The sequence below is a fragment of the Streptomyces sp. NPDC002853 genome (assembly GCF_053591915.1).
In genome coordinates, this window is sequence record NZ_JBSFUS010000007.1 from 105,452 (window position 1) to 129,031 (window position 23,580).

The 23,580-nt window shown below is 70.9% G+C and carries 19 protein-coding genes; 6 read left to right on the top strand and 13 right to left on the bottom strand.

Annotated features, from left to right (window positions below):
* Positions 1 to 229 precede the first annotated feature (229 nt).
* Positions 230 to 655 (top strand): hypothetical protein, encoded by a 426-nt coding sequence (locus ACWD02_RS20110; RefSeq protein ID WP_451212325.1) that lies wholly within the window; start codon positions 230 to 232, stop codon positions 653 to 655.
* Here the strand turns inward: ACWD02_RS20110 and ACWD02_RS20115 are convergent.
* Positions 652 to 1,467 carry a helix-turn-helix domain-containing protein gene (locus ACWD02_RS20115; protein ID WP_451212327.1) on the bottom strand — a complete coding sequence of 272 codons (816 nt, stop codon included), beginning with the start codon at positions 1,465 to 1,467 and terminating at the stop codon, positions 652 to 654. The two genes, ACWD02_RS20110 and ACWD02_RS20115, sit on opposite strands and share 4 nt — an antisense overlap.
* Before the next feature lie 111 nt (positions 1,468 to 1,578).
* Here ACWD02_RS20115 and ACWD02_RS20120 point away from each other — a divergent pair, with 111 nt between their 5' ends.
* The 3 genes from ACWD02_RS20120 (at position 1,579) to ACWD02_RS20130 (ending at position 3,664) form a co-directional block, all read left to right on the top strand.
* The gene (locus tag ACWD02_RS20120; RefSeq protein WP_451212330.1) at positions 1,579 to 1,884 is read left to right on the top strand and encodes a 4a-hydroxytetrahydrobiopterin dehydratase; all 306 of its coding nucleotides are present in this window, start codon (positions 1,579 to 1,581) and stop codon (positions 1,882 to 1,884) included.
* 4 nt (positions 1,885 to 1,888) lie between these two features.
* Positions 1,889 to 2,617: a class I SAM-dependent methyltransferase gene (locus ACWD02_RS20125; RefSeq protein WP_451212333.1), complete on the top strand. Its 729-nt coding sequence runs from the start codon at positions 1,889 to 1,891 to the stop codon at positions 2,615 to 2,617.
* Positions 2,618 to 2,767: 150 nt separating this feature from the next.
* Positions 2,768 to 3,664, top strand: coding sequence for a class I SAM-dependent methyltransferase (locus ACWD02_RS20130; RefSeq protein ID WP_451212335.1), 897 nt, complete (start codon positions 2,768 to 2,770; stop codon positions 3,662 to 3,664).
* A 102-nt stretch (positions 3,665 to 3,766) separates the two neighbouring features.
* On the opposite strand, the gene ACWD02_RS20135 is transcribed toward ACWD02_RS20130, so the two are convergent.
* From ACWD02_RS20135 to ACWD02_RS20160, 6 genes are all read right to left on the bottom strand, one after another.
* Positions 3,767 to 4,558, bottom strand: a complete 792-nt coding sequence (locus ACWD02_RS20135; protein ID WP_451213328.1) for an aldo/keto reductase — start codon at positions 4,556 to 4,558, stop codon at positions 3,767 to 3,769.
* A gap of 201 nt (positions 4,559 to 4,759) precedes the next feature.
* Positions 4,760 to 5,536: an ABC transporter ATP-binding protein gene (locus ACWD02_RS20140; RefSeq protein WP_451212338.1), complete on the bottom strand. Its 777-nt coding sequence runs from the start codon at positions 5,534 to 5,536 to the stop codon at positions 4,760 to 4,762.
* Positions 5,533 to 8,292: an ABC transporter permease subunit gene (locus ACWD02_RS20145; RefSeq protein WP_451212341.1), complete on the bottom strand. Its 2,760-nt coding sequence runs from the start codon at positions 8,290 to 8,292 to the stop codon at positions 5,533 to 5,535. Before ACWD02_RS20145 ends, ACWD02_RS20140 begins: the two co-directional genes overlap by 4 nt.
* Positions 8,293 to 8,307: 15 nt before the next feature.
* On the bottom strand, positions 8,308 to 9,570 hold the full coding sequence (locus ACWD02_RS20150; protein ID WP_451212344.1) for an ABC transporter substrate-binding protein: 1,263 nt from the start codon (positions 9,568 to 9,570) through the stop codon (positions 8,308 to 8,310).
* Between the two features lie 134 nt (positions 9,571 to 9,704).
* On the bottom strand, positions 9,705 to 11,528 hold the full coding sequence (locus ACWD02_RS20155; RefSeq protein ID WP_451212346.1) for an AMP-dependent synthetase/ligase: 1,824 nt from the start codon (positions 11,526 to 11,528) through the stop codon (positions 9,705 to 9,707).
* 204 nt (positions 11,529 to 11,732) lie between these two features.
* Positions 11,733 to 13,256, bottom strand: coding sequence for an MFS transporter (locus ACWD02_RS20160; RefSeq protein WP_451212349.1), 1,524 nt, complete (start codon positions 13,254 to 13,256; stop codon positions 11,733 to 11,735).
* A 118-nt stretch (positions 13,257 to 13,374) separates the two neighbouring features.
* On the opposite strand from ACWD02_RS20160, the gene ACWD02_RS20165 reads away from it, so the two are divergent.
* Positions 13,375 to 14,385 carry an Lrp/AsnC family transcriptional regulator gene (locus tag ACWD02_RS20165; RefSeq protein ID WP_451212352.1) on the top strand — a complete coding sequence of 337 codons (1,011 nt, stop codon included), beginning with the start codon at positions 13,375 to 13,377 and terminating at the stop codon, positions 14,383 to 14,385.
* Here the strand turns inward: ACWD02_RS20165 and ACWD02_RS20170 are convergent.
* The gene (locus ACWD02_RS20170) at positions 14,360 to 15,283 is read right to left on the bottom strand and encodes a LysR substrate-binding domain-containing protein (RefSeq protein WP_451212355.1); all 924 of its coding nucleotides are present in this window, start codon (positions 15,281 to 15,283) and stop codon (positions 14,360 to 14,362) included. The two genes, ACWD02_RS20165 and ACWD02_RS20170, sit on opposite strands and share 26 nt — an antisense overlap.
* 142 nt (positions 15,284 to 15,425) lie before the next feature.
* Here ACWD02_RS20170 and ACWD02_RS20175 point away from each other — a divergent pair, with 142 nt between their 5' ends.
* Positions 15,426 to 16,439 (top strand): bile acid:sodium symporter family protein, encoded by a 1,014-nt coding sequence (locus tag ACWD02_RS20175; RefSeq protein WP_451213331.1) that lies wholly within the window; start codon positions 15,426 to 15,428, stop codon positions 16,437 to 16,439.
* On the opposite strand, the gene ACWD02_RS20180 is transcribed toward ACWD02_RS20175, so the two are convergent.
* The 5 genes from ACWD02_RS20180 to ACWD02_RS20200 all read right to left on the bottom strand — a co-directional run bounded on the left by ACWD02_RS20180 (position 16,375) and on the right by ACWD02_RS20200 (position 23,577).
* Positions 16,375 to 17,634: a DUF4185 domain-containing protein gene (locus ACWD02_RS20180; RefSeq protein ID WP_451212358.1), complete on the bottom strand. Its 1,260-nt coding sequence runs from the start codon at positions 17,632 to 17,634 to the stop codon at positions 16,375 to 16,377. The two genes, ACWD02_RS20175 and ACWD02_RS20180, sit on opposite strands and share 65 nt — an antisense overlap.
* A 10-nt stretch (positions 17,635 to 17,644) precedes the next feature.
* Positions 17,645 to 19,543, bottom strand: coding sequence for an exo-alpha-sialidase (locus tag ACWD02_RS20185; protein WP_451212361.1), 1,899 nt, complete (start codon positions 19,541 to 19,543; stop codon positions 17,645 to 17,647).
* 241 nt (positions 19,544 to 19,784) lie between these two features.
* The gene (fdhD, locus tag ACWD02_RS20190; RefSeq protein ID WP_451212364.1) at positions 19,785 to 20,648 is read right to left on the bottom strand and encodes a formate dehydrogenase accessory sulfurtransferase FdhD; all 864 of its coding nucleotides are present in this window, start codon (positions 20,646 to 20,648) and stop codon (positions 19,785 to 19,787) included.
* A gap of 5 nt (positions 20,649 to 20,653) precedes the next feature.
* Complete coding sequence (locus tag ACWD02_RS20195; protein WP_451212367.1) at positions 20,654 to 21,514, bottom strand: 2Fe-2S iron-sulfur cluster-binding protein; 861 nt, start codon at positions 21,512 to 21,514, stop codon at positions 20,654 to 20,656.
* On the bottom strand, positions 21,511 to 23,577 hold the full coding sequence (locus tag ACWD02_RS20200) for an NADH-ubiquinone oxidoreductase-F iron-sulfur binding region domain-containing protein (protein ID WP_451212370.1): 2,067 nt from the start codon (positions 23,575 to 23,577) through the stop codon (positions 21,511 to 21,513). The genes ACWD02_RS20195 and ACWD02_RS20200 overlap by 4 nt, the downstream gene beginning before the upstream one ends.
* Positions 23,578 to 23,580: the final 3 nt, after the last annotated feature.

A 23,580-nucleotide genomic window follows, 5' to 3' on the forward strand; every position in this document is an offset into this window, starting at 1 on the left:
TGCCTTTCAACGAACCTAGGTCCGGGGTGACGGGGGCACACGGCGGCGACCGCCGTACGGGTTGCGGCGGCGTGCGGATGCCTGGGGTGCTCCGAGGGCGGCGCCCTTACTTCTGAGGTAATCGACCGCCGCTCGCGGTCCCGGCAGGGTGGTCCCACCGGATCCGGTCCGGCGCACTCCGGACCGGATCCGGCCCCCTCTCCCTACCACCGCTCGGAGGCAGCACCTCATGTCGACGTATTCCGCGAACCCGCTCACCGCACTGGCCCGCACGAACGACGCCAAGACGATGCTGCGCCGCTTCCTCGGCGTCGACGCGGTCGTGACCACCGGGAACGGCCTCGCGTACGCGGCCGCCTCGGGCCCGCTCGGCCGATTCCTCGGCGTCGACGCGGGTCTCCTGCTCGCCCTGGGTGTCTTCCTCACCCTGTACGGCGTGGGCGTCGGCTACCTCGCGTCACGCAAGAGCCCGCCCACGCCCGCCGTCCAGGGAGTGATCGAGGCGAACGCGGCCTGGGCGGTGCTCAGTGTCGTCGCCCTGCTCGCCTGGCTGTCGCCCACCACCGCGGGCGCCGTGTGGATCCCGCTCCAGGCGCTGACCGTCGGAGGATTCGCCGTCCTGCAGTACGCGGCACTGCGGTCCCTTCGGGCCTAGGTGCCCGACTGGAGGTACTTGACCGTCGCCGGATCGGCCGGGAGGAGCGTCTCGATGGCCAGTTCGGCGACCGTCACGTCCATGGGTGTGTTGAAGGTCGAGATCGACGAGATGAAGGACAGCAGATGCCCGTCGTGCTCGATGCGCAGGGGCAGCGCGAAGTACGGAACGCCGCTCTGCGGGCCGTCGGCATCGAACACGTCGACACCGGGGTCCTGAACCGGGTACGCCGCCACCTCCTCGTACACCGCGCGCAGCGCGTCCGAACGCTGCAACGCGATCTGCCGCTCCATCTGGTGCAGCAGGTGCCCGCGCCACTCCCGCAGATTGCGGATCCTGGGGGCGAGGCCCTCCGGGTGGAGCGTGAGCCGCATGGCGTTCAGCGGCGGCCGAAGGAGGTGCTCCGGGATGCCGTCGAGGATCATCGCGATGCCGCGGTTCGCGGCGACCACGTCGTACGCCGCGTCGACGACCAGGGCGGGGTAGGGCTCGTAGCCGCGCAGGAGCTGTTCGAGGCCCTCCCGCAGGGCGCCCATCGAGGGGTCGTCCATCGGGGTCTCCCGGAAGCGGGGCGCGTAACCGGCCGCCAGGAGAAGCGAGTTGCGGTCCCGCACGGGTACGTCGAGGTGCTCGGCGAGGCGCAGCACGATCTCCTCGCTCGGGCGCGACCTGCCGGTCTCGATGAAACTGATGTGCCGCGCGGAGGAGTCGGCGCGCAGCGCCAGTTCCAGCTGGCTCACCTTGCGTCGCTCGCGCCAGCCGCGCAGCAGCGGGCCGACGGTACTTTCCTTGCTGACCACGGCAGTTGTCATACCCAGACAGTAATCGAAGACTCCCTGCCCGGAGGCTTGACCAGGGCTGCGGGGGAGGTGGTGTGGCAGGCTGAGGGGAACACGTCCGTACGCACGGGAAGGGGCGCGGCCATGTCACTCGAACCGCTGTCACAGAAGGACGTCGAGGAGCGGCTGGCGGAGCTGCCCGGCTGGTCGCTCGCGGGCGACAAGATCACCCGCTCCTTCCGGCTCGGCTCGCACTTCGCCGCGACGGCGATGGTCGTGCACATCGCGCGGATCCAGGAGGAGCTCGACCACCATTCCGAGCTGACGCTGGGCTACGACACGGTCTCCTTGTCCGTGAACACGCACAGCGTGGGCGGCGCTCTCACCACGCTCGACTTCGACCTGGCCGGCCGGGTCGAAGAGCTGGCCGTCGGGCACGGAGCGGTCTGAGCGGATGCTGGACTACGGCAAGGAAGCCGATCGGTACGACGCGTCGCGGGGCGGTGAGCCGCGCGCCGAAGCCGCTGCCGCCGCCGTCCACGGCCTGCTGCCGCCCGACGTCCGCACCCTCCTGGACGTCGCCTGCGGCACGGGCCTCGTCACCCGGAGCCTTGCCGGGACGGGCCTGCGGGTGACCGGGGTGGACTCGGCGCACAACATGGCCCGCATGGCATCGGGACGGCTTCCGGACTCCATCGTCCTTGGCGACAGCCGTCAACTCCCGTTCCCCGACGACTCGTTCGACGCGGTGTGCACGGTGTGGCTGCTCCATCTCCTGTCCGGCCCCGATGAGGCGGCGGCGGTCGTCGCCGAGTGCGCCCGTGTGCTGCGGCCCGGCGGTGTGTTCGTCACGACCGTCGACAAGGCCGCCGCGCACGACGTGGGCAGCGACATCGACGCCGTCCTGGCCGCGCGCCCGGTGGGCCCCGCGGTCGACCGTGGCCAGGCGGTCGAGGCGTACGCGGCGGCGCAGGGCCTGACCCCGGCCGGCGCGGCCCGTTTCCGGGGCCACGGCCAGGGCCGCACACCTCGCTCCACGGCCGAGGACCTCGAACGGGGCTGGTTCACGCGTGTCCCGCCGGACAGCTCCCTGGCCACCCGGCTCGCGAAGGGGCTCGCGTCCCTGCCGGACCAGGAACTACCGCGCCCCGACCCGAGGTTCACGCTCACGTCGTTCAGGTGACGGGCTGACTGACCGGGCTGACCGGGCTGCCCGGTTCGGCCCGCCCCATTTGCCGAAACCGCAAGAAACCTGGCGGGGCGGGGGGTGACGGCGCAGGCTGGAGACGGCTCGGACCCCACCACCCCGACACGTGAAGGCGGCGGCAAGACCATGGCTCACGACCAAATGGCTCACGACCACAAGCACAGCCACAAGCACGGCCACCACCACGAGGACATCGACTGGGCCACCATGGGTCCGATGCTGGAACGGAGCGCGGAGCTCGCCGCCCCGCAGAACCGCGAGATCGCGGCGTGGCTGCGCACCTGGCAGCCGGAGCCGTCCTTGATCGCGGACGTCGGCAGTGGCTCGGGGTCCATCACCTTCCTCCTGGCGGAGATCTTCCCCGAGGCGGACGTCATCGCGGTGGACCCGGCGGTGCCTCTCCTGGACCGCGCACGGGAGCGGGCGGACAGGGAGAAGCTGACGGACCGCTTCAGCACACTGCACGCGGAACTCCCGGAGGGCATCGGCGAGTTGCCGCCCGCGGACCTGCTCTGGATCGGCAGGGCCCTGCACCACGTAGGAGATCAGGAGAGCGCACTGTCGGCCCTGGCCGACCGCCTCGCGCCGGGCGGCGCGATCGCACTCCTGGAGGGCGGCCTCACCCAGCGCTGCCTGCCCCGCGACATCGGCTTCGGCCGGCCGGGCCTCCAGACCCGCTTCGACCTGGCGGACGACGAGTGGTTCACGCGGATGCGCGCGGACCTGCCGGGCGCGAAGGCGGTCACGGAGGACTGGCCCACGCTCCTCAAGGAGGCGGGCCTGCGCCACGCGGGCACCCGCTCCTTCCTCCTGGACCTGCCGGCCCCCGTATCCGAAGCGGCCCGCGCCCACCTCGTCTCCGAGCTCTCCCGCCGCCGCGACATGCACGAGGACACCCTGGCCCCCGACGACCTGACCACGGTCGACCGCCTCCTGGACCCGAACGACGAACAGAGCCTGCACCACAGGCCCGACGTGTTTCTGCTGTCGGCGCAGACGGTGCATGTGGGGGTCAAGGGCTAGGCGGGCAGAAACAGTTGAAGGGTGCCGCTCCCCGATGCACCGGGGAGCGACACCCTTCGAGAAGTCCGCCGACCAGAAGTCCGCTGACCTGCAGTCCGCTGACTAGGCGACGTCGAACGAGGCCGGGTCAGGGCCCAGGCGGCGGTCCTCGTTCAGGGCGCTGATCGCTGCCATGTCCTCGGGGTCCAGTTCGAAGCCGAAGACGTCGATGTTCTCCTTGATCCGGGACGGGGTCACGGACTTGGGGATCACCACGTTGCCCAGCTGGATGTGCCAGCGCAGGACGACCTGAGCAGGCGTGCGGCCGTGCTTCTGGGCGATGGCGATGATCGCCGGGACCTCGAGAAGGCCCTTGCCCTGGCCGAGCGGCGACCAGGCCTCCGTGGCGATGCCCTGTTCCGCGTGGAATGCGCGAGAGGCGTGCTGCTGGAGGTGCGGGTGGAGCTCGATCTGGTTGACCGCCGGGACGACCGACGTCTCGGCGAGAAGCTTCTCCAGGTGCTCGGGCAGGAAGTTCGAGACGCCGATGGACTTCGCGCGGCCGTCGGCCTGGATCTTCTCGAAGGCCTTGTACGTGTCCACGGCGAGGCCCTTGGAGGGCAGCGGCCAGTGGATCAGGTACAGGTCCACGTAATCGAGACCGAGCTTGTCCAAAGACGTGTCGAAGGCCCGCAGCGTGGAGTCGTATCCCTGGTCGGTGTTCCAGAGCTTCGTCGTGACGAAGAGCTCCTCACGGGCGATGCCGGAAGCGGCGATGGCCTTGCCGGTGCCCTCTTCGTTGCCGTAGACGGCCGCGGTGTCGATGCTGCGGTACCCGGCCTCCAGCGCCGTCGCGACGGCCGACCGGGCCTCGTCGTCCGGGACCTGCCAGACTCCGAAACCGAGCTGCGGCATCTCGACGCCGTTGTTCAGGATGATCGGGGGGACCTTGCTCACGAGCTCTCGATCCTTAAAGTCGTCGGGTGGTACTCCCATGGTCAACGATCACGTGCGGTGCCGCATTCCTTGACCACTCCCATATGCACGACTCTATTGCACATCTTTGAACGCGGAATACTTATGTGAACGACCGGTAAATGCTCGCACGACCGCCGGCTAAGCCGCCGTCGTCCCGAGATAGGCGTCCCGCACCCTGGGGTCCGCGCGTACTTCGGCCGCCGTGCCCTCGGCCAGGACATGGCCGAGGTCGAGGACGACCACGCGGGCGCAGAGCTCCATCACGAAGGCGACGTTGTGCTCCACGAGGAGCACGGCGCAGTTCTCCTCGTCCGCGAGGTGCCGGATGACCGCCGACAACTGCGCTCGCTCGTCGGCCGTCATGCCGGAGGCGGGCTCGTCGAGGAGCAGCACCCTGGGCGGGTCCGCCACCGCGCGCGCCAGTTCCACCATGCGGGCGCGGCCGACGGGCAGCGCGCCCGCGTAGTCGTCGCTCAGGGCCTCAAGTCCGCACTCCCGCAGCACGGTTGAGGCGCGAGCGCGTCGTGCGTTCTCGTGTTTACGACGGGTGGGCGCCGCCAGCAGATCCGCGGCGAACCCGCCGCCGCCTCCGCGCCACTCCTGCGCGACGAGCAGATTGTCACGCACCGTGAGCTGCCCGAAGAGCTGCTGGCGCTGGAAGGTGCGGCGCATGCCGTGGCGGGCGCGCCAGACGGGGGAGCGGCGGGTGACGTCGGAGCCGTCGAGCAGGACGCGGCCCTGGTCGGGGCGGCGGATGCCGGAGACGACGTCGAACAGCGTGGTCTTTCCTGCCCCGTTGGGGCCGATGAGGCCGCAGACCTCGCCGGGGTGAAGGCTCAGGTCCACGCCGGTGAGGGCGTGGATGCCGCCGAAGCGGACGCCGATGCCGGCGGCTTCGAGGATGCGCTCGCTCATGGCCTGCCCGCTCCTTCGGTGCGGTCCCGCGCGGCTATGCCCAGATAGGCCTCGGTCAGCTGGTCCGCCCGTACCTCGGAGCGGGGGCCGCACCAGGAGATCCGGCCCTGCGCGAGGTAGGCGACGGTGTCGGCGACGCCGAGGATCTCGGCTGCCTTCTCCTCGACCAGGAGCAACCCCGTACCGGAGTCCCGGAGTTCGGCGAGCAGCCGGAAGACCTCCTCGACCACGCGGGGGGCGAGGCCGAGGGACGGTTCGTCCGCGATCAGCACCTTGGGCGGGCGCTGGAGGAGGGGTGCGAGGGCGAGCATCTGCTGTTCTCCTCCGGAGAGGGATCCCGCGGTGACCTTCCGCCGTGCGGCGAGGCCGGGGAAGCGGTCGTAGACGGCGTCGCGTGCGTGCCCCTCCTTCAGGTGCAGGGTGAGGTTCTCCTCGATGGTGAGGGCGGGGAAGATGCCGCGGCCCTCAGGGGCGAGGACGACTCCCGCCCGGGAGCGGTGGACGGCGCCGCGGTGCGTGGCGTCGTCCCCGGTGACGTGGATCTGCCCCCTGGTCGGGGCGATCAGACCTGCCGCGACCCGGCATGCCGTGGACTTGCCCGCGCCGTTGGGGCCGAGCAGGGCGACGATCTCGCCGGGGCGGACGGTGAGGGTCACTCCGTGGAGTACGGGGGAGCCGTCGTATCCGGCGTGGACGTCACGCAGGGCGAGGGAGGGCGGGTTCTCTTCCCCAGGCCCGCCCCTTACCGAAACCGTGGGCTCCGCCCCCGGATCCCCGTGTCGGCCTTCGGCCTCGTCCTCGAACTCCGCCAAGCTCTTGAGGAGCAGGGAGGGGCCCCCACGACGGGCTGAAAGATGCCGCCGATGCATCCGCACCGAAACCGCCGCGCAGTACCCATCCGGATCATTGGCCAACGCCAGCCCCGCCAGCCCGAAAAGGATCACCGGCAGCTGTACCGACTCCGTCACGTAGTCGGCGATCAGGTGCGGCATGATCGCGAAGACCAGCCCCGCGACCACCGCGAACTGCGGCCTGCGTACTCCGGCGGCCACCACCACCGCCAGCCACACGAGGCCCGTCATGGCGGTGAAGTCCGTGGCGGTGATGCGGGTGTTGTACGACGCGTACATCACGCCCCCGAACCCCGCGAGCCCGGCCGACAGCGTGAACAGGAGCAGCTTCGTGCGGACCACCGAGACCCCGGAGGCCATCGCCGCCGCCGGAGCGGACCGTACCGCCAGCATGGCCCGCCCCGTCGCCGACCCCCGCAGCGCGCTGAGCGCGGCCACGGCCACCGCGACGAGGACGGTCATCGCCACGCCCATCGCCCGGTCGTCGCTCAGATCGACGGGGCCGAAGACGGCGCGCGGGATCTCCCACCCCGTGTCGCCGTTGCGCAACCACCCCATCTGGAACAGGACTTGATCGGCGAGGAAGGCCAGCGCGAGCGTGGCGAGCGCAAGTGACCGGCCGCCGAGTCGCAGCGCGGGCAGCGCGACGAGGGCGCCGAGCACCGCCGCGCCGCACGTCCCCACGAGAGCCGCGGCGATGAACGGCCACCCATGGCTCATCAGCAGGCCCGCCACGAGAGCCGCGCCCGTCACGAACGTGGCCTGCGCCAGGGACACCATCGCGCCGAGGCCCGTCACCACGGTGAAGGAGACGAAGACCAGGGAGATCGCCAGGCCCTGCGCGAGGATCCCGCTCCAGAAGGGGGTGGTGACGGTGTAGAAGGAGAGCGCGAGCAGTACGCCCCCCGCGGCCCACGGCCCCCAGCGCCGCAGCCACGATTTTCCCGCCAGATAGTCGATCGGCGGCGCGTCCACCGCGGCCGTGCCCGCCGTCCGCTGCCGCCGTGCCATGAGGAGCAGCCCGGCGAAGAGGATCAGGAAGGGAACCGCCGTGCGGAAACCGGTGATCTTCTCCGCGAAATCGGCGTACCCGGCGACCAGGTTCTGCAGGACACCCAGGCCGAGCCCGCCCGCGAAGGCCAGCGGGATCGACATGAAGCGGCCGAGCACCGCGGCCGTGGCCGACACGAACAAGAAGAGGGTGAAGTCGTGCGACGAGAGGCCGAGCAGCGGCGTCGCGAGGACGCCCGCCAGGCCCGCGAGGCCCGATGAGAGCATCCAGGCCACCGAGGAGAGGCGGTCCGCGCTCATGCCCCGCAGCTCCACCAGCGAGCGATTGTCCACCGCGGCCCGCAGCCGGAGCCCCAGCGGTGTGTGCCGCATCAGGACCCACAGGCCGATCGCGACCACGGCCGTCGCGACCCAGGTGATCAGCTGGTCGGAGTCGATGCCCACGCCGTCCATGAGCTGCCAGTTCTTGGCGGGGCTCGGCCCCACGCCCGGCAGCCCGAACTGGTTCTCGGCCGGCTTGACGGACGCCCCCGCGTCCTCCAGGAGCTCCACCACCCACAGTCCGAGCGCGGGCAGCGCGACGAGCAGGCCGATCGTCGCCACGATCTGCGCGGTCTCGCCCACCCTCGCCAGTTTCCTGAACATCAGCCGGTCGAGTCCCCAGCCGAGCGCGGGCGCCACGACGCAGACGAGGAGCAGAGCCGTGGGTATGGCGGGCCAGCCGAAGCCGGAGTGGAGTTCGTAGAAGGCGAGCGCGCAGAGGTAGGCGGTCGCGCCGTGCGCGAAGTTGAAGAGACCGGAGGCGGAGTAGGACAGGACGAGGCCCGTCGCGAGCAGCGCGTACAGGGCGCCGGAGACGAGACCGCTCAGCACGAATCCCAGCAGGTCGGACATTGCTGCCCCGCCCTTCTACTTGAAGGGGATGGGTTCGTAGCACTTGAAGGGCGCGGAAACCGAGTACTTCCCGCCCTTCAGCTGCACGAGGGCGCCGCAGCCGAACGACTCCTTCTGCCCCTTGGGCAGACTGCGGTCGCCGACCATCGTGTCCTGGTCGGAGAAACCGTTCGCCGCCCGCTGGAAGGAGCCGACCGTCAGGTCCTTGCCCGCCTTCTCGGCGACCGAGAGGAAGAGGTCGGCCGACATGTAGCCGGTCATCATGTGCATGTTGAGCGGGACGTCCTTGCCCGCCGTCTTCCTGATGTCCGCCTTGAACTGCTTCATCGCCGCCGTGTTCTGCTCGAACGGCTGGAAGGCGAGCAGGATGTGCACGCCGTCGAGTGCCTTCTTCGTCGCGCTCTTGGCGAGGAGTCCGGGGTCGTAGTCGGTCGGGTCGGTGATCACGCCCTTGAAGCCGGAGCGCTTGACGGCCGTGAACAGGCCGATGTTGTACGGGGTCTGCATCACGGAGACGACCACGTCCGGCGCCTTGCCGCCGTCCGAGCGCAGGATCTCCTTGGTGTACGCCGACCAGTCGCTCGGCACGGAGGTCGCGGGCACGGTCGACTTCGCGTACGTGACCTTGTAACCGGCGGCGGCGAAGCTCTGCTTGTAGGTGCGGATGGCGAAGGTGCCCGCGTCGTTGTCGTTGGCGAGGATGGCCACGGACTTGCCCTTCGAGCCGTCCGTCACCTTCTTCAGGCCCTCGGGCCAGCTCTGTGTGATGGTCCCGCCCGGCATCGGGACCATGCAGCCGCCGTAGCCGTACATGTAACTCGGCCCGCAGAAGGGTGGGATGGTGCCCCAGCCGAAGGTCGGGACCTTCTGCTTCTGGAGGAAGTCGGCGCCGGAGAAGGTCACCGAGCTCATCGGCGAGATCGCGAACACCTTGTCCTGCTGGACGAGTTTGCGCGCCGCCGCGAGATTCTTGCCCGGGTCCTGGCCGTCGTCCTCGGCGCCCAGGTAGTCGATCTTCCGTCCGTGTACGCCGCCTTCGGCGTTCACGCGGTCGAAGCGGGCCTTGGCGCCGAGGTCGGTGTCCTTCTTGCTGTAGCCGCTGGCGGTCGTCATGGAGACGATGCCGCCGACCTTGATGGAGTCGGCGCTCACGCCGCGTACGGAGCCGCCTGCCTTGTCGCCGCCGCCGGAATCACTGCTGTTGGAGGCGGAGTTGCAGGCAGTGGCGAGCAGCAGTGCGGCTACGGTGGCGGTGATGGTGCGGATCGGTCGCGACACGGTTCGAGCCCCCTCCGTCGAAGTGGGGCTGATTCTGTGCGGGACCTGATGAACCGTCAATAACCGACGCGACGGTAATTGATGAACCGTCAGAAACGCGCCGAGCTCACCTGACGCCCGGCGCCCGGCTCACCTCACGCCCGGTAAAGAGCCTCGACCTCCGTCGAGTAGGCGTTCTCGATCGCCTTGCGCTTCAACTTCAGCGAGGGGGTCAGCAGCCCGTGCTCCTCGGTGAACTGGTGGGCCAGTATCCGGAACGTACGGATCGACTCGGCCTGCGACACGAGGGTGTTGGCGGCCACCACGGCACGGCGCACCTCGGTCTCCAGGTCCGGGTCGCGCACCAGGTCGGTCGGGGACATCGGCGGCTTGCGGCGCATGTTCAGCCAGTGCTCGACGGCCTCGCCGTCCAGCGTGACGAGCGCCGCGATGTACGGGCGGTCGTTGCCCACCACGATGCACTGCGCGACCAGCGGATGGTCGCGCACCCGCTCCTCCAGCTGCCCCGGCGAGACGCTCTTGCCGCCGGACGTCACCAGGATCTCCTTCTTGCGTCCGGTGATCGTGAGGTAGCCGTCCTCGTCGAGGGCGCCCAGGTCGCCGGTGGCGAGCCAGCCCTCGTGCAGGGTGGCGTCGGTGGCCTTGGGGTCGTTGAGGTACCCCTGGAAGACGTTGTCGCCGTTCAGCCAGACCTCGCCGTCCTCCGCGATGTAGACGGTGGTGCCGGGGATGGCCTGGCCGACCGTGCCGTAACGGGTGCGCTCGGGAGGGTTGGCGGTGGCGGCGGCGGTCGACTCCGTCAGGCCGTAGCCCTCGTAGATCTCGACGCCCGCGCCCGAGAAGAACAGGCCAAGGCGCCGGTCCATCCCGGAGCCGCCCGACATCGCGTGCCGGACGCGGCCGCCCATCGCGTCGCGCACCTTGGCGTAGACGAGCTTCTCGAAGAGCGAGTGCTGCATGCGCAGGGCCGCCGAGGGGCCCGGCCCGGTGCCGAAGGCCTTGGCCTCCATGGCGTCGGCGTACCGCACGGCGCACTCCACGGCCTTGTCGAAGGGGCCGGTTCTGCCGTCCTTCTCGGCCTTGCGCCGTGCCGCGTTGAAGACCTTCTCGAAGATGTACGGCACGGCCAGGATGAAGGACGGGCGGAACGCGGCCAGGTCGGGGATGAGCGCTGCCGCGTTCAGGCTCGGCTGATGCCCCAGCTTGACCCCGCCACGGACCGCCGCGACCTGCACCATGCGCCCGAAGACGTGCGCGAGCGGCAGGAAGAGCAACGTGGTCGCCTCGTCGCCGCGCCGGGAGTGGAAGACCGGCTCCCAGCGCTGGATGACCGTCTCCGCCTCGAACATGAAGTTCGCGTGGGAGATCAGACAGCCCTTGGGGCGGCCCGTGGTGCCCGAGGTGTAGATGATCGTGGCGATCGAGTCGGGGGTGACGGCACGGCGGTGGCGGTTGACCACCTCGTCGTCGACGTCCTGGCCCGCCCGGTACAGCTCCTCCACGGCGTCGGCGTCCAGCTGCCACAGCCTGCGCAGCTGCGGCAGCCGGTCGATCACCGAGCCGATCGTCATCGCGTGGTCCTCGTGCTCGACCATGGCGGCCGACACCTGTGCGTCGTGCAGCATCCAGAAGACCTGCTCGGCGGAGGACGTGGGGTAGACCGGCACCACCTGGGCGCCGACCGTCCAGAGCGCGTAGTCGAAGAGCGTCCACTCGTAGCGGGTGCGGCACATGATGGCGACCCGGTCGCCGAAGCGCACGCCCTGGGCGAGCAGCCCCTTGGCGAGCGACATCACCTGGTCGCGGAACTCCGCCGACGTGACGTCACGCCACTCGCCGTCGGTCTTGCGGCCGAAGGCGACGTGGAGCGGATCCTCAAGGGCATGGTCGAACACGACGTCGGCAAGGCCGCCCACCAGCGGCGCCGACGCCATCGGAGGGTTCGTGAACTCGCGCAATGATGCTCCTTGTGGCGCTCCGCACAGCGCCGGTGACGGTACCCCACAGCGCAGCCCGGCGGGAGAGGGGCGACCGACCCGTCGGTACGTAACATTCACGCTGGTCACACGGGTAAATCCGGCCACAAGGGGAGAGGCGGGACAGAATACTTACGGTTGAGTAAGTTTCGGTGGCGTAATCTCCACCGAATCTGTACGCAGCGGTTACGGCTGTGCCGGGCTTTCGGAGACCCGTGCGGAGGTCCGCCCCGCTTCAGCCGGAATGATCACTTCCGGCGTTCCCGTGCCCGGACGGGCCTTGCGCGCGGACCGCACCATGACGAGGACCGCCGCTCCGGCCGCCAGGCCCACCACGCCCGCGACGACCGCGGCCCCGTTCAGGCCGGAGGCGAACGCCGACCGCACCGCGTGCTCGGAAAGCGTGCCACGCACCGCCGATGCGCCGCCGCCCGCGACGGCGTGCGCCGCGTCATGGCCGAGCGAGTCCTGCATCCGAGAGGTCAGCACGGTGCCGAAGGCGGCCACACCGACCGCGTACCCGAGCTGCCGGAACGTGTTGACCGCCCCGCCCGCCATCCCCGCGTTCGCCGGCGGCACCGCCGCGAGGGCCGCGCCGCCCAGGGCGGGCGAGACCAGGCCGGTGCCGACGCCCGCGAGCGTCAGCCCGGGGACGAGCGAACCCCACGACGACCCGGCGTCGAGCACCGCCAGGGCGATGCCGCCCGCGCCGATCAGGAGCAGGCCCACGCCGATGGTCAGGCGCGCGGGCACCCCGTGCAGCAGCCTCCCGCCGATCGCGGCCACGACGAACGAGGTCGCGGCCAGCGGCAGCATGACGAGGCTGCCGGTCACCGGGCTCATGCCGAGCACGGTCTGCAGCCAGATCGAGAGGTAGGGCATCAGGCCGAACGCGGCGGCGTTGTAGCCGATCGCGCCGACCAGGACGCCCGTGAACGCGGGCACGCGCAGGAGCCGCAGGTCGAGCAGCGGGTGCGCGACCCGGCGTTCGACGGCCACGAACGCGACGAGCGCGAGCACCGCGACCGTCAGGGTCAGCACGGTGGGCACCGACGCCCAGCCCTCCGAACCGGCCCGCACCACCCCGTACGTCAGCGCGCCCGCGAACAGCGCGAACGTCACCGTGCCCGCCCAGTCGACCCGGCGGCCCGCCTGCCCCTTCGACTCCGGCACCACGCGCAGCGTCAGCCACATCGAGACGACGCTCACCGGCAGGTTCACGAAGAAGATCCACCGCCAGCCGGGCCCCTCGGTGAGCAGCCCGCCGACGATCGGCCCGAGCGCCGCCGCGGCCCCGCTGACCGCGCCCCAGACGCCGAGCGCGACCGACCGGTCCCGCCCCTGATAGGCGGCGCCAAGGAGTGGCAGCGTCGTCGCGAACATCGCGGCCGCCCCCAGCCCCTGCAAGGCACGGGCGGCCACCAGGACCTCCGCGTTCGTGGCGAGCCCGCAGCCGAGCGAGGCGAGCGCGAAGAGCGCGGTGCCCACCACGTTGAGCCGCCGCCGGCCGAGCACGTCCGCCGCGGCGCCGACCCCGAGCAGCAGCGCGGCGAGCGCGAGGGCATAGCCGTCGATCACCCATTGCAGGTCACTCAGCGAGGCGTCGAGCGCTCTCGCCATGTCGGGCAGCGCCACGACCACGATGGTCACGTCCAGCAGCAGCATGAACGTCCCCAGGCACACCGCTGTGAGCGGCCCCCATGTACGCATTCTCAGTTCTCCTCGTGCGACTCGTACGACGCGTGTGCGTTCCTCGTTCCTCGTACGATGGAGTCCGGCCGGACGATCCGGGTCATCAGCCGACCGAGAGCGAAGGAATCCGACATCAATGGGCAGTGCCGCGATGGAATCCTCTACACCGGACGCACCGGACCTGTTCGACGTCAAGCTTCTCCAGGCCCTGGAACTCGACGGGCGCGCGCCCTTCAGCAAGATCGCCGCCGTCCTCGGGGTCTCCGACCAGACCGTCGCGCGCCGCTACCGCAGGCTGGTGTCCGACGGGAGCCTGCGGATCGTCGCCGTCCGGGACCACGAGAAGCTCGGCCAGGACCAGTGGATGCTGCGCCTTCGCTGCGCCCCCGAGGGAGCCGACGCCATCGCCACCGCCCTCGCGCGCCGCTCCGACACGTCATGGATCGGCCTCACCTCCGGCGGCACCGAAGTCGTCTGCTGCACCAGACCGCGCACCCGCACCGACCAGGACGAGCTGCTGCTCGCCAAGCTCCCGCGCACCCCGCACATCGTGGACATCCGCGCCCAGCAGATGCTGCACCGGTTCTTCGGCGGCCCGGACGGCTGGCTGATGAAGCACGGGCCGCTCGGCGACGACCAGATCGCGGCCCTGCGCACCGTGCCGCCCACGCCCGCCGCCCGCGCCAAGGCGCCCCAGCGCGTCGAGCCGGAGGACGAGGCCCTCGTCGCCGCGCTCGAACAGGACGGCCGTGCGACCTATCCGGAACTCCAGCGGGCCACCGGGCGTTCGGAGTCGGCCGTCAAGCGACGCCTCGGCGCGCTGATCGCGTCCGGCGCCATCTACATCGACATCGAGTACGCCAACGCCCTCATCGGCATGCACGTAGGGGCGATGCTCTGGATCACCACCGCACCCTGGGCCATGGACTCGGTCGGCAAGGCGCTCTCCTCGCACGCCGAGATCGCCCACGCCACCGCCGTGGCCGGGCCCTCCAACATCATGGCGACGGCCGTGACCCGGGACATCCCGGCGCTCTACGCCTACCTCAGTCAGAAGTTGGGGCAGCTCGACGGCGTCCAGCACGTCGAGACGGCGCCGTTCATGCGCCGCGTCAAGCAGCTCACGTACCGGCCCTATCCCCGCTGACCGGCCCTGTACCGCTGACCGCCCATGCCCGCTGACGCCGCCGATGGAGCCGGTCGCCGCCCGTGAGGATCGAGGCCGCGAGCGCGTCCGCCGCGCCCTGCGCCGAGGCCCGTCGCTCCCCGTGCAGGAGCACGAAGTCGACCGCGCCGAGCTCCGGAAGGCCCGCCCGCTCCGGGATCCGGACCAGGCCGGGCGGGATCAGGCCGTGCGCGTGCGCCATCACGCCGAGCCCCGCGCGGGCCGCGGCGACCAGGCCGTTCAGGCTGCCGCTCGTGCAGGCGACGCGCCAGGCGCGGCCGCGCCGCTCCAGGGCTTCCAGGGCGAGGGCGCGACTGATGCCCGGCGGCGGGTACACGATGAGCGGCACCGGTTTGTCGGGGTCCAGCCGCAGCCGCTCGGCACCGATCCACACCAGCTCGTCGTGCCAGACCAGTTCGCCGCGCGGGTCCTCCGGGCGTCGCTTGGCCAGGACCAGGTCGAGATCGCCCGCGTCGAGACTCGCGTGGAGCGTGCCGGACAGCTCCACCGTCAGCTCCAGGTCGACGTCGGGGTGATCGTGCCGGAACGACTCCAGGATGTCGGTGAGCCGGGTCAGGACGAAGTCCTCCGAGGCGCCGAACCGCAGCCGCCCGCCAAGCCGCGTACCGGTGAAGAACGCCGTCGCCTGCTCGTGCACCTCCAGGATCCGCCGCGCGAAGCCGAGCATGGCCTCGCCGTCCTCGGTCAGCTCCACGGAGTGCGTGTCGCGCGCGAAGAGCTGGCGTCCGGTGGCGTCCTCCAGGCGGCGCACGTGCTGGCTCACCGTGGACTGGCGAAGCCCCAGGCGCCGGGCGGCCTGGGTGAAGCTCAACGTCTGGGCCACCGCGAGGAACGTTCGGAGCTGGGCCGGGTCGTACATGCCACGAGGTTATCGCGGAACGTGATGACAGTCAGAGCGGTATCCGGGATTCCCGATCGCGGTGATCAGGAGGATCATCGAGAGGGCACGACATGAACCGAACCGTTGGAGCGAAGTGAAACGCCCGAGCTGGCCCACCTGGATGCCGATCGACCCCTACATCCTGGCGTTGCTCGGCACAGTGGGCGTCGCCGCGCTGCTGCCCGCGCGCGGCGTGGGTGCCGAGGTCGCGGGCGGCGCGTCGACCGGGGCCGTGGCGCTCCTGTTCTTCCTCTACGGGGCGCGGCTCTCCACCCGCGAGGCGCTGGACGGACTCAAGCACTGGCGGCTCCACACCACCGTCCTGGCCTGTACGTTCCTGGTCTTCCCGCTGCTCGGGCTCGCGGCCAAGGGCCTCGTCCCGTACGTCCTGACGCCCGCCCTCTACAGCGGGTTCCTCTTCCTGACGCTCGTGCCGTCCACGATCCAGTCGTCGATCGCCTTCACCTCCATGGCGCGCGGCAACGTCCCCGCGGCGATCTGCGCGGGCTCCTTCTCCTCGCTGGCCGGCATCGTCCTCACACCGCTGCTCGCGGCCGCCCTGCTCGGCAACAGCGGGGGTGGGTTCTCCGCGGACTCCGTCCTCAAGATCGTGCTGCAGCTCCTCGTGCCGTTCCTCGCCGGTCAGTTCCTGCGCAAGTGGGTCGGCGGCTTCATCGCACGGAACAAGAAGGTGCTCGGCCTCGTCGACCGCGGCTCGATCCTGCTGGTCGTCTACACCGCGTTCAGCGAGGGCATGGTGCAGGGCATCTGGCACCAGGTGACGCCGCTGCGGCTCGGCGCGCTGCTCGGCGTGGAGGCGGTGCTGCTTGCCGTGATGCTCGCCCTGACCTGGTACGGGGCCAAGCGGCTCGGGTTCGGCCGCGGGGACCGCATCGCCATCCAGTTCGCCGGGTCGAAGAAGTCCCTCGCGGCCGGACTGCCCATGGCGAGCGTCCTGTTCGGGGCCGAGGCCTCGCTCGCCGTGCTGCCGCTGATGCTCTTCCACCAGATGCAGCTGATGGTCTGCGCGGTGATCGCCAAGCGGCGCTCGCGCGACCCCGAGGACTTCCTCACCGAGCCGTCGCCAGCCGAACGGACACGAACCGCGGTCGGTACAGCGACACGTTCCGGCTGACGTTCGCCTGCGCGCCGGCGGGCGCCGCGTCCAGCCAGTTGACGTCGTAGCTGAGCAGCAGCCGCCCGTCGCCGCTGAGGGCGGGATGGGCCTGGGGGTTGTACGCGGCCGTGTCCTGCTGGGCCGCGCCGTCCTTCGGCAGGGGCGGCGCGAAGCCCTTCGCGGGGCCGTGCCAGGGGCCGGTGGGCGAACACGCCCAGTACGAGGTCACATTGGTCAGGCCCGCCGCCCCCGCGGCCATCGTGAACAGGACGTACGTGCCCTTCACGCGCACCACGGTGAACGCGCTGCCCACCCCCTTGCGTTCGCCGTCACCGAGCACGGCCCGCGGTTTCCCGGACTCCCTCCAGTCCTCGCCGTCCCAGTACCGCCACGCGCCGGGCTCGGCCAGCCTGCCCTTGGGGACGCGTGCCACGTAGGCGTGCGAGGCGGGGCGCGAGACCGCCTTGCCGTCGTTGCCGCCGAAGACGTACGTCCAGTCGCCGTCGTCCACCGTCGTCGTGCCGTACAGGACACGCTTGTCGAGGTCCGGCACGGAACTCTGGTCGGAGACCTTGACGATGCCCTCGACACGCAGGTCGGGCAGGGAGAGCGTGGCGACCTCGGTGGCGTGCGGCACTCCGTAGATCCACGGGCCCGTGCCGGTGGAGCGGGTCCACAGCAGGACGCGCACGACCTTTTCGGACGAGCCGGGGGAGCGGGGCTCCACCTTCGCGGCGACCGGCCAGCGCCACTGCTGGGGTGCCGGGTCGGCGAAGAGCGGGGCGGGCAGGGTGCGCTCCAGGGAGCCCGAACGCGACATCACCACACCCGAGTTGCGGACCATGGGCGCGCTCGCGTCACGCCAGGTGTGCGGCTGGCCCGCGGGGTTCGGGGGCGCGTGCACCTGGCCGAGGAAGGTGTCGGAGAACAGCCAGAGGAGACGCCCGTCGGGCAGGCGCACCGAATGAGTGCCGTCGCCGCCCGTCCAGTCGTCCGCCCGCGCGGCGTCGTCGCCGTAGCGGGCGAACGCGTCGGTGACCTTGTCGTCGGCGGTCCAGGACGAGACGGTGCGTGCCTGACATGCGTCGCCGCCCTCCCGGTCGTCTTCCGGGAGGGCGGTGAGCAGCACGGCCGCGCAGGCCAGGGCGAGCAGCAGGACGAGCCACGTCCTGCGCGCGCCCCAGCCTCGGCGTGGACCTTGGTCGGCGGACACGTGCGGGACGTTAGTTGCTCCCGCGGACGTGGTCCATGGGGAGCCATGCGACGGTGTCCCTCGTCACAGGCGCCTTGGCCGCGCCGTCCCCGCCGAGCGAGGTCAGTTCGGCATCGCTCAACGCACGGTCATAGAGCCGTACCTCGTCGATGGACCCGCTGAAATGAGCCCGGCTGTCGACCCTTTGGCCGATGTGGAAGCCGTACCCGGAGGTGCGGGTGACCGTGCCCGGGACGTCCGCGGTGGTGATCGGCGTGCCGTCGACGGAGAGGGTGAGCTGTCCGCCGCCTCGCCGCAGGGCGATGTGGTGCCACTGGCCGTCGTTGTAGGCGCCCGTGGTGCGCACGGACGCGGACCTCGGGGGAGTGGAGCCCTGGCGTGTGGTGATCAGGCCCGTGACGCGGTTGCTCGCGGGCTCGCCGCGCAGCCACACCTGCGGCTGGTTGGTGCCGATGCCGCCCATCCAGAGCAGCGGCTGTTCACCGCTGGTCGCGGAGTAGCGGAACCACATCGACGCCGTGAAGTCCTTCGTGCCGAGCGGCAGTTGACTCCGGAAGGGCAGGCGTACGGCGTCGTCCCGGCCGTCGAGGGCGATGGCCCTGCCGAACCGGCCATCGGCGGTGGAGGCCCCGCCGAGCACGGCCGCGGCCTTCGCGCGCGGCGCGCGGTCGGCGGTCGTCGGGTCCGGGCCGCGGCGCGGCTGCAGCCAGTCCTCGGTGAAGCGCGCGAAGCGGATCTCGTCGCGCGCGTCGACCGCCCCGCCCTCGTACATCAGGCCCACGTGCTCGCCGTCGGCCCGCACCATGTCCGAGTAGCCGGACCAGTCCGTGGTGACGGTCGTGCCGCGGTCCACGCTGTCCCAGGTGCGGCCGCCGTCGTAGGACGAGCGGATCTGCATCGTGCGGCGGCGGTCGGGGTCGCCCGGGCAGGCGAGCAGCATCCGCTTGCCGAACTGGAGCGTGGAACCCTGCACTTGGGGCGTGTAGAGATCAGGGATGGCCTTGAAGGGCGCCACGAAGGAGTCACCTCCGTCACGGCTGACCGTGTGCGTGCGATGCCCGAGGTCGGTGCCGTCCTGCTCGCGCCCGCTGACGTAGAGCTCCCCGTCCGGGCGCTCCGTGATGGTCATCTCCGACGGCTTCTGCCGGAACGTACCGTCCTGCGCTATCGGGTACGAGTCCTTGGCGCCGATCTTCCAGTTGTCGCCGCCGTCGTCGCTGACGATCAGGGCCGCGTGGTTCGCGGTGACCCGACTGCCGTCCCACGTCTCGGTGTTGGCGGTGAAGACGAGCCGCCCCGCGTGCCGGCCGCGGGTCACCTGGAGGCCGTGCACGGGCCCGGTCGCGTACCAGGAGTTCCAGTCCTTCGGCAGGATCTGGTCGCTCAGGTCACGCGGCGCCGACCAGCTGCGCCCGTCGTCGTCGCTGTACTGCATGTGCGGGGTGCGGTCACACGGTATGGCGCAGTTCTGTCCGTCCGTGCGGCCCGTGTTGTACGTCTCCGCGAGGACGATGCGGCCGGTCCTGCGGTCGACGATCGGGGCGGGGTTGCCGTGCGTGTCACCGGCGCCTTCGTTGACGACCTGGAGCGGACTCCAGGTGCGGCCGCCGTCGTGCGACCGCTTGACGACGATGTCTATGTCACCCGCGTCACTGCAGTCGTTCACCCGGCCTTCGGCGAAGGCGAGGAGCGTGCCCTTGACCGTCTTCACCACGGCGGGAATGCGGTAACAGGCATACCCGGGATCCTGCGAGGCCTTGAAAAGCACCTGCTGCTCGAACCCCGCAGCCCGGGCGTCCGGCGCCGCCTGCGCCGTGGGCCCGGGCAGCAGCGCCCCCACGGCGACCACGGTGAGCGCGGCTGTGGCGGTGCGCAGGGATCTGAGGCGTACACGGAGAGCTGATGGCATGGCGCGGCCCACCCTTCAAGGTGACTGGACATCCTGACATCCCACGTCCAACGTTCGCGCCTCAGACGCTACTTGGACGGCTCGACACCCCACAAGAAGCGTGCGTGGCACGAATGGACGCGGCCTGGTCAGGGGCCGGAACCCGGACAGGGCAACAGGGGAGCGGGACCGGGACCCCGCCGGCGCAGGGGGCGCTCCCCGCCGGTCGGGGTCCCGCCGCCGTGCAGCGGGGAGCGGCCGGTCAGCCCTGGGAGGCCGCGGCCCGCACGGCGATCCGGTGCTCGCCCGCGTACACGTTCATGGAGGAGCCGCGCAGGAAGCCGACCAGGGTCAGTCCCGTCTCGGCGGCCAGGTCGACGGCGAGGGACGACGGCGCGGAGACGGCGGCGAGCATCGGGATGCCCGCCATCACCGCCTTCTGCGCCAGCTCGAAGGAGGCGCGCCCCGACACCAGGAGGACCGCGCGCGACAACGGCAGCCGGTCGTCCTGCAGGGCACGCCCGACGAGCTTGTCGACCGCGTTGTGCCGGCCCACGTCCTCCCGTATGTCGAGCAGCTCGCCGTCCTCCGAGAACAGCGCCGCCGCGTGCAGGCCGCCGGTCCGGTCGAAGACCCGCTGGGCCGCGCGCAGCCGGTCGGGGAGGCACGCGAGCAGGTCGGTCCCGAGCCGGAGCGGGGGAGTGGCGCCGCCGTCCGTGTCGTCGATCGCCCAGCGGGCCGTCGTACGGACCGCGTCCAGGCTCGCCTTGCCGCACAGGCCGCAGGACGAGGTGGTGTAGACGTTGCGTTCGAGATTGATGTCGGGCAGGACGAGCCCCGGAGCGGTCTTCACGTCGACCACGTTGTACGTGTTCACGCCGTCCGCCGTGGCCCCGGCGCAGTACACGATCGACTGCAGTTCGTCCGCCGAGCCGAGGACCCCCTCGCTCACCAGGAAGCCGGCCGCGAGCGCGAAGTCATCACCCGGCGTGCGCATGGTGATGGCAAGGGGCTTCCCGTTGAGCCTGATCTCCAGCGGTTCCTCCGCGACCAGGGTGTCCGGCCGCTCGGTGACGGCCCCGTCCCTGATGCGGATGACGCGGCGGCGCTCCGTGACTCGTCCCATGTCGATCAGTCCCGGTTCTGTACGTGCTGGTAGCCGAAACGGCCCTTGATGCAGAGGTTGCCGTGGGTCACCGGATTGTCGTGCGGTGAGGTGACCTTCACGATGTCATTGTCCTGCACGTGCAGGGTCAGATTGCAGCCGACTCCGCAGTACGCACACACCGTCGTCGTCTCGGTCTGCCGCTCCTCGTCCCAGGTCCCGGCGGCCCGCATGTCGAACTCGGACTTGAAGCTGAGCGCCCCGGTCGGGCAGACCTCGATGCAGTTGCCGCAGTACACGCACGCGGAGTCGGTCAGCGGTCCGTCGTGCTCGACGGCGATCCGGGCGTCGAAGCCGCGGCCCGCCACGGAAATCGCGAACGTGTTCTGCCACTGGTCACCGCAGGCGTCGACGCACTTGTAGCAGAGGATGCACTTGTCGTAGTCGCGGACGTAGAGGTCGTTGTCGACCCTGGGCTCCTCGTTGACCCGGGCGGCCTCCGGGCCGAAACGGTCGGGCTTGGCCTCGTACTCCTTGAGCCAGCCCGCGACCTTCGGGGTGGTCGACATGTCGACGGACGAGGCGAGCAGTTCGAGCACCACCTTCCGGCTGTGACGGGTGCGCTCGGTGTCGGTCAGGACGGTCATGCCCGGCTCGGCCCGGCGTGAGCAGGCCGGGGCGAGCGTACGGGCGCCCTCGACCTCCACGACACACACCCGGCAGGCGTTCTTCGGGGTAAGGGTGTCGCCCTCGCAGAGGGTCGGGACGTCCTTGCCCGCGGCCCGGCAGGCGTCCAGGATGGTGGCCCCCTCGGGCACTCTGGCGTCCTGCCCGTCAAGGGTGAATTCGACAAGTCGGCGCGGGATTCCCAGCGGTACGGCGGTCACTTGTACGCCCCCAGGCGGTCGATGGCGGATTCCACGGCGTTCCACGCGGTCTGGCCGAGCCCGCAGATCGAGGCGTCCCGCATGGTCCGCCCCACCTCGCGCAGGAGAGCGATGTCACCGGCGGCATCGGCCCCGGTCCGCTCCACGATGCGATGCAGGGCCTCCTCCTGCCGGACGGTGCCGACCCGGCAGGGCACGCACTGCCCGCAGGACTCGTCCCGGAAGAACTCGGCGATGCGCAGCAGGACGCGGGGGAGCGGCACGGTGTCGTCCAGGGCGAGCACGACGCCGGAGCCGAGCGTGGTGCCCGCCTCCCTCGTCCCCTCGAAGGTGAGCGGAATGCCGAGCTCGTCGGGCCGTACGAAGCCGCCGGCCGCGCCGCCCAGGAGAACCGCGCGGAGGTTGTCCGGCGTCCTCGCGAGGGTGAGGAGCTCGCCGAGGGTGGCGCCGAAGGGGAGCTCGTAGATGCCGGGGCGTTCGACGCTTCCCGAGACGCAGAAGAGCTTGGGCCCGGTGGACTTCTCCGTGCCGATGGCGGCGTAGGCGCGCGCGCCCATGATGAGGATGGGGAGGACATTGACGAGGGTTTCGACGTTGTTCTCAGCGGTGGGTTTGCCGAAGAGTCCCTTTTCGACGGGGAACGGCGGCTTGGAGCGTGGCTCTCCTCTGTAGCCCTCGATGGAATTGAAGAGGGCGGTCTCCTCGCCGCATATATAGGCGCCGGCGCCGCGCCGGATCTCGATGTCGAAGGCGTACCCCTGCCCGAGGACGTCGTCCCCGAGGAAGCCGCGGGCGCGGGCCTGCGTGATGGCGTGCTCCAGCCTCTGGAGCGCGCGGGGGTACTCGCCGCGGAGGTAGAGATAACCGAGGTGGGCGCCGGTGGCGTACCCCGCGATGGTCATCGCCTCGATGAGCGAGTACGGGTCGCCCTCCATGATCACCCGGTCCTTGAAGGTGCCGGGCTCCGATTCGTCCGCGTTGCAGACGAGGTAGTGGGGGTGGTCGGGCTGGGCCGCGGTGGCCTGCCACTTCCTTCCCGTGGGGAAGGCGGCGCCTCCTCGGCCGACGAGGCCGGAGTCCGTGACCTCGCGGATGACTGCGGCGGGGCCCATGGCGAAGGCCTGCCTCAGGGCGGTGTAGCCGCCGTGGGCGCGGTAGTCGTCCAGGGAGGTGGGGTCTACGGTGCCGATCCTGCCGAGCAGGAGGAGGCCGCCCTGCCCTGCCTGGGGGACGGCGAGTGCCGCCTCGGGCTCGGCGGGGGCGGCTTCCGGGGCCAGGGCGGCTTGGGTGAGGGTGTCGGGGGTGGCGGGGGCGAGGGTTGCGGTGACGTAGGTCTTGTCCCCAACCCCGCCCCTTCCCGAAAACCCGCTCCGGCGCGGGGGCCTTGGTTGCCGCGGATCACCGGCTCCGCCGAGTTCGTCCTCAAACGCCGGACGGGCTGAGACCCCCTCGCCCGGCCGTGATCCTTCAGCCAGTCCGGCGTTTGAGGACGAGCCGTCAAGGCGATGAGCGGTCACCCCAGGCCCTCGCGCCGGCGAGTTTTCGGGAAGGGGCGGGGTTGGGGAAGGAAGCGCCGCAGGCACACCGGCCCGCACCACAAGCGCCGCCGGAGCCCGCTCACACAGCCCCAGGCAAGGCGAGGCCTCGACCGCCACCCCGGACGCGGGGCCAAGACGCGCCGAAACCTCCCCGCACAGCTCCGCCCCGCCCCCACAAGCAAGATCCGTACACACCCGCACCACCGTCGCGGGCCGCGGCCGCACCGAGAACATGGAGTAGAACGTGGCCACCCCGTACCCCTCCGCCGGCGGCACCATAAGCCGCCGGCAGAGGTAGTCCAGCCCTCCCTCGCTCACCCACCCCACGCGATCGTTCAGCGCGTGCAGCCCCGGCAACAGCTCATCCCGCCGCTCCCGCGCCGCACGGCCTCCCCGGGCCCACCGCAGATCCGCGTCGCTGCGGTCGTCGGCACCCTCCCAGGCGGACTCGGGCGGCCCGAGCACGGCGTCGACGGCCGCCCGCTCCTCGTCCGTCGGCTTGCTGTCACCGAAGTGCAGATCCATACG

Bases quoted from the DNA above. Each gene is read 5' to 3' on its own strand.
- ACWD02_RS20110 (WP_451212325.1), top strand. From the start codon at position 230: ATGTCGACGTATTCCGCGAACCCGCTCACCGCACTGGCCCGCACGAAC.
- ACWD02_RS20115 (WP_451212327.1), bottom strand. From the start codon at position 1,467: ATGACAACTGCCGTGGTCAGCAAGGAAAGTACCGTCGGCCCGCTGCTG.
- ACWD02_RS20120 (WP_451212330.1), top strand. From the start codon at position 1,579: ATGTCACTCGAACCGCTGTCACAGAAGGACGTCGAGGAGCGGCTGGCG.
- ACWD02_RS20125 (WP_451212333.1), top strand. From the start codon at position 1,889: ATGCTGGACTACGGCAAGGAAGCCGATCGGTACGACGCGTCGCGGGGC.
- ACWD02_RS20130 (WP_451212335.1), top strand. From the start codon at position 2,768: ATGGCTCACGACCAAATGGCTCACGACCACAAGCACAGCCACAAGCAC.
- ACWD02_RS20135 (WP_451213328.1), bottom strand. From the start codon at position 4,558: ATGCCGCAGCTCGGTTTCGGAGTCTGGCAGGTCCCGGACGACGAGGCC.
- ACWD02_RS20140 (WP_451212338.1), bottom strand. From the start codon at position 5,536: ATGAGCGAGCGCATCCTCGAAGCCGCCGGCATCGGCGTCCGCTTCGGC.
- ACWD02_RS20145 (WP_451212341.1), bottom strand. From the start codon at position 8,292: ATGTCCGACCTGCTGGGATTCGTGCTGAGCGGTCTCGTCTCCGGCGCC.
- ACWD02_RS20160 (WP_451212349.1), bottom strand. From the start codon at position 13,256: ATGCGTACATGGGGGCCGCTCACAGCGGTGTGCCTGGGGACGTTCATG.
- ACWD02_RS20165 (WP_451212352.1), top strand. From the start codon at position 13,375: ATGGGCAGTGCCGCGATGGAATCCTCTACACCGGACGCACCGGACCTG.
- ACWD02_RS20170 (WP_451212355.1), bottom strand. From the start codon at position 15,283: ATGTACGACCCGGCCCAGCTCCGAACGTTCCTCGCGGTGGCCCAGACG.
- ACWD02_RS20175 (WP_451213331.1), top strand. From the start codon at position 15,426: ATGCCGATCGACCCCTACATCCTGGCGTTGCTCGGCACAGTGGGCGTC.
- ACWD02_RS20185 (WP_451212361.1), bottom strand. From the start codon at position 19,543: ATGCCATCAGCTCTCCGTGTACGCCTCAGATCCCTGCGCACCGCCACA.
- fdhD (WP_451212364.1), bottom strand. From the start codon at position 20,648: ATGGGACGAGTCACGGAGCGCCGCCGCGTCATCCGCATCAGGGACGGG.
- ACWD02_RS20200 (WP_451212370.1), bottom strand. From the start codon at position 23,577: ATGGATCTGCACTTCGGTGACAGCAAGCCGACGGACGAGGAGCGGGCG.